A 4,612-nucleotide genomic window follows, 5' to 3' on the forward strand; every position below is an offset into this window, starting at 1 on the left:
AAATCAGACACACTTTTTGTCACTTAACCCGCGCGAGCCGGGGCATTGCGGGGCGGGGCAGCGCGGTCCTTCACTTGTGGCCAGGGTTCGGTCACTTATCGATGGTTTCTCGTGGCCTGTCGATGGTTTTGCGCCACTTATGCGCGCGCTGTGGGTGCTACGTGTGCACTTGTCGATGCGTTGTTCACTTGTGGCCAGGCTATAGCGAATCGATGGGTGAACTATGCATCGATAAGACAACGAACCAGCTCCCTTGCTTCAACAACGCGCAGCAACAGGTAGCAAAGCGCAGCAACAGGCACCAACCCGGACCTGCCGACCGACTCGCCACCTCCTTGAGCAGCCACGGCCGTACCTCCAACACCCCCGCGCAGCCTTTGCCCGGCTGAATCCGATTAGCCTGGCCTTGTACTTGGTCAATCGGGGCCTCCGCCCCGCGCCGCCCCGCGCCGCCCCGCGCACCGGGGGACATTTTCCTATCCTGAACAGTTGCAATAGACTTAGACCCCGGTTGCCCTCCCCGTATTTCGATAGGAGCCTTGATGGACGCCCGTCTAGCCGTTCGCCGTAAGCCCGAGTTCCGCAATGAGGAAGCTACGCTGCTGTCCTCGATCGGCCAGGACGGCGAGGTGGCAATCTACTATCTCTACGATGCTTTCGATGCGACGGAGGAGGATCTTGTCGCGCTGCGTGAGTCGGTAGTTGCTGATTCGCGTGTCGACGAGCTGGTCGAGCTCCCGGCCCCCGCCGAGCTGGGGAACTACCTTGCTGTCGAGCCGCTTCCTGGCCAGTACGACCAGCGTGCCGATGCCGCCGAGCAGGCCCTGCGCCTGCTCCGCCCGGAAACGCAGGCGCAGATCACCTCGGCAACGCTGTATGTTTTCGATGCTCCGGTGAATGACGCCGTGCGCTCCTTCCTCATCAACCCGGTCGAATCGGGGGAGAAGAACCTGAGCGTCCTGCGCCGTCCGAGCATGGGCGAGATTGAGCCGCTGAAGGAGTACCCGGGCTTCACCGAGCTGGATGACGAAGGCCTGGCCGAGCTGCTCGCAGCCGACGGCATGGCCATGTCGCTGGCCGACCTGAAGACCATCCAGGATTACTTCCGCTCCGAGGGCCGCACTCCGACCGAGGTAGAGCTGTCCGCGCTGGATACCTACTGGTCGGACCACTGCCGCCACACCACCTTCAACACCGAGCTGACCTCCATCGAGAACAACGAGCCGCGCTTTGCCGCGCAGTTGGATCGCGCGCTGCGTCGCTACGACGAGCTGCGTGAGCTCAACGGTCGCACGCACAAGCCACGCTCCTTGATGGACATGGGCACCATCATGGGCCGCGAACTGCGTCGCACGGGTGTCATGGATGACCAGGAAGTCTCCGAAGAAATCAACGCCTGCTCCGTCTACGTCGACGTCGAGGGCGATGACCGCAAGTGGCTCCTTATGTTCAAGAACGAGACCCACAACCACCCGACCGAGATCGAACCGTTCGGTGGCGCCTCCACCTGTCTCGGTGGCGCTATCCGCGACCCGCTGTCGGGTCGCTCCTGGGTCTACCAGGCCATGCGTCTGTCCGGCGCAGGTGACATCAACACTCCGCGCGAGCAGACCCTCGAGGGCAAGCTGCCGCAGCGCGATATTTCCTCCCGCGCCGCAGCCGGCTACTCCTCCTACGGCAACCAGATCGGTCTGGCCACCACTGGTGTGCGCGAGCTGGTCCACCCGGGATACGTCGCTAAGCGAATGGAACTCGGTGCCGTCGTCGCCGCTGCCCCGGCAGACAACGTCAAGCGCCTCGAACCTGCGCCGGGCGATGTGGTGATCATGCTCGGTGGCCGCACCGGCCGTGACGGCGTCGGCGGTGCGACCGGCTCGTCGAAGGCCCACGATGAGGACTCGCTGGGCCGCTCCGGCGCCGAGGTGCAGAAGGGTAACCCGGTCAACGAGCGCAAGATTCAGCGCCTGTTCCGCCGCGAGGATGTCGCCACCAAGATCGTCCGTTGTAATGACTTCGGCGCTGGTGGCGTGTCCGTTGCGGTTGGTGAGCTGGCTGACTCCATTGACATTCACCTCGAGCGCGTGCCGCTGAAGTACGCCGGTCTGAATGCCCGCGAAATCGCGATTTCCGAGTCCCAGGAGCGCATGGCGCTGGTCGTGCGCCCGGAGGATGCCGACTTCATCATCGCCGCCGCTGCCGAGGAGAACATTGAGGCCGTCGCGCTGGCCGACATCACCGACACTGGCCGTCTGCGCATGTTCATGGGCGACGAGGTTGTCTTCGACCTCTCCCGTGAGTTCATCGACACCAACGGCGCTGACCGCGCCCAGAATGTCGAGATGGTTGCTGCGGAGGGCGGCGTCGTAAAGCAGGCACCGGCGAGCGTGCTGGAGTCGCTGCGTGCGGCGACGGCGGGCTCCCAGGAGGGCATGATCGAGCAGTTCGACTCGACCGTCGGCCGCTCCACCGTGCTCATGCCGTACGGTGGCGCGACGCAGAAGACCGACGAGCAGGCGTCGATCCAGACGCTGCCGGTCGATGGCGGCACGAGCACCGCGTCCGTCATGACTTGGGGTTACTCGCCATCGCTTGCCGACGAGTCCCCGTACCTCATGGGCTCCTACTCCGTCGTGGAGGCACTGGCTAAGCTCGCAGCGGCCGGTGGCGATCCGCGCGGTGCCTGGCTGAGTGTGCAGGAGTACTTCCAGCGCCTGGACCAGGATCCGCAGCGCTGGGGCGAGGTTGCGCAGGCTCTGCTTGGCCTGCTGGAGGCTCAGGATGGCTTCCAGGTTGCGGCCATTGGCGGTAAGGACTCCATGTCCGGCACCTACGGCGAGGATCTGCACGTGCCGGCGACACTGGTGACCTTTGCGGTCGCTGCAATGGACGAAACCGACGCTGTGTCCGCTGCAATCCCGGCCGGTAACTTCGACCTCTACCTGTTTGCGCACAAGCCGCTCGAGTCCGGGGAACCGAACTACGAGCAGCTCAATGAACTGTTTGCTGCTGTGCGCGAGCTGCGTCCGGCTGCTGCTTCGGCTGTGACCAACGCGGATCTGGCCGCGACTCTGGTCAACATGGCTGTGGGCAATGGCGTGGGCCTGGAGGCATCCCTTCCGGAGGCTCCGCTGGGTTCCATCGTTGTGGCTGTTCCAGCTGGTCAGGCTGTTGAGGGTGCTGTTGAGGGGGCCATTGCGGGGGCCGTGAAGATTGGTGCCACCGACGAGTCGGGTACCTTGCGCTTCGGTGCGGAGTCCTTCACGGTCGCTGAGGCTCTGGAAGCGATGGAGTCCGGTTACCGTGACGTCTTCCCACTCAATGAGTACGAGGGCGAGGCCCTGCCGGAGTTTGCCAACCAGGTAAACGAAACCGAGACCGACCTGCAGAGCCCGGGCAAGAAGGATGTCCACGTGCTGCTGCCGGTCTTCCCGGGTACCAACTCCGAATACGACATGGCCGAAGCATTCGTCGCAGCTGGCGCTACCTACGAGTTCCACGTTATCCGCAACCTGACCCCGGCAATGCTGGCGGAGGACACGAAGGCGTTCATCGAGAAGCTTCAGGACGCCGACATCCTGGCGTTCTCCGGTGGCTTCTCCCTGGGGGATGAGCCGGACGGGTCCGCCAAGTTCATCGCCGCGTTCCTGCGTTCCGACGATGTCGCAGCCGCCGTCAAGGAGTTCGTGGCCGACAACGGTCTTGTGCTCGGTATTTGTAACGGTTTCCAGGCGCTGGTCAAGTCCGGCTTCCTGCCGTACGGCGACCCTGCGCAGCTCCGCGAGGACTCGCCGACCCTGGCCCACAACCGCCAGCTGCGTCACGTTTCCCGCATCGCTACTACTCGCGTCGCGACCGTGAATTCCCCGTGGCTGCGTGGTTTCGAGCCAGGCCAGACCCACCTCATGCCGGTTTCTCACGGTGAGGGCCGTTTCGTGGTTTCCGAGGACGAGGCCCGCCGCCTGTTCGAGGCCGGTCAGGTCGCTTTCCAGTACGTCGATGCCGACGGCGATGCCGAGGGCGTGCCGACGATGACAGCGCCAGCCAACCCGAACGGTTCCTCCTACGCCATTGAGGGCATTGTCAGTGCTGACGGCAGGATTCTGGGCAAGATGGGCCACCCGGAGCGTTTCCGCGAAGGCCTGATGCGCAACATTCCGGGCATTGGTGAGCAGGACATCTTTGGCAACGCTGTCCGCTGGGTCCGCGGCGAGTAGTTCCTCGGTTTCTTCGTTACCTCGGTCAGGGGTACCTCGGTCGGTCCTGTTCGGATAGGCCGGGGTAACCGCTACGAAACCTGTTGTTAATGTGCAACGAATATGTACTTGAATAAGTGCCGAAAAGGTTGCTTGAACAGGCGATTTTGTAAAACTTAGCAGGATGAGTAAAGTATCTATTCGTTGCAGGGGCCGAGGGGATTACCCCAGAGTCGCTGAATAACAACAAAATGCGCCCGTAGCTCAACGGATAGAGCATCTGACTACGGATCAGAAGGTTAGGGGTTCGAATCCCTTCGGGCGCACAATGCAGACCCGCGCCGATAAGGTGCGGGTCTTTTTGTCTGCCTGACTTATCGATGGTGGGTTAAACGACAAAATGTGTGTCTGGCTCGGCG

Annotated in this window: 1 protein-coding gene and 1 tRNA gene; both read left to right on the plus strand. The window is 62.9% G+C overall.

Annotated features, from left to right (window positions below):
* Positions 1–542 precede the first annotated feature (542 nt).
* Positions 543–4,214, plus strand: coding sequence for a phosphoribosylformylglycinamidine synthase (locus HMPREF3053_RS07830; RefSeq protein ID WP_070767544.1), 3,672 nt, complete (start codon positions 543–545; stop codon positions 4,212–4,214).
* Positions 4,215–4,446: 232 nt separating this feature from the next.
* Positions 4,447–4,519 (plus strand) — tRNA-Arg (locus HMPREF3053_RS07835).
* Positions 4,520–4,612 lie beyond the last annotated feature (93 nt).

Source organism: Corynebacterium sp. HMSC064E07 (assembly GCF_001815745.1).
Lineage (GTDB): Bacteria > Actinomycetota > Actinomycetes > Mycobacteriales > Mycobacteriaceae > Corynebacterium > Corynebacterium jeikeium_D.

What these genes read in the sequence shown, in the direction of transcription:
- HMPREF3053_RS07830 (WP_070767544.1), top strand. Translation starts at nt 543, where the DNA reads ATGGACGCCCGTCTAGCCGTTCGCCGTAAGCCCGAGTTCCGCAATGAG.